This window comes from Hyphobacterium lacteum, assembly GCF_036330345.1.
GTDB classification, from domain to species: domain Bacteria; phylum Pseudomonadota; class Alphaproteobacteria; order Caulobacterales; family Maricaulaceae; genus Hyphobacterium; species Hyphobacterium lacteum.
On record NZ_JAZDRP010000032.1, the window covers coordinates 1 to 347 of the forward strand.

Consider the following 347-nt stretch of genomic DNA (forward strand, 5'->3'; position numbering starts at 1 on the left):
GTGTTGTCGTTGCCTGCGGCGTCTTGGGCGCTGTTGGCGGGGACATCGACGGTAACCTGGCCGTCCGCTGTGGGTGTGATGGTGGCGGTGTAGGTGGTTGCCGAGCCTGAGAGGTTGGAGGCGGCGCCGTTACCGACGGTTATATCGCCCAGCTCAAAGCCAGTGACGTCTTCCGAGAAGGTGAAGGTGGCGGTGAAGGCGGCTGAGACTGGTCCTGCCGGGCCGGTAATGGCCAGGCTGGGAGCATCCCCATCAAAGGTGACGGCGAACTGGGGCGCTGCGGTGTTGTCGTTGCCTGCGGCGTCTTGGGCGCTGTTGGCGGGGACATCGACGGTAACCTGGCCGTC

The 347-nt window shown here is 65.1% G+C and carries 1 protein-coding gene; it reads right to left on the reverse strand.

Annotated features, from left to right (window positions below; all coding sequences use genetic code 11):
• A partial coding sequence (locus V0U79_RS13665) for an Ig-like domain-containing protein (RefSeq protein ID WP_330200067.1) occupies positions 1 to 347 on the reverse strand: 347 nt, incomplete at both ends.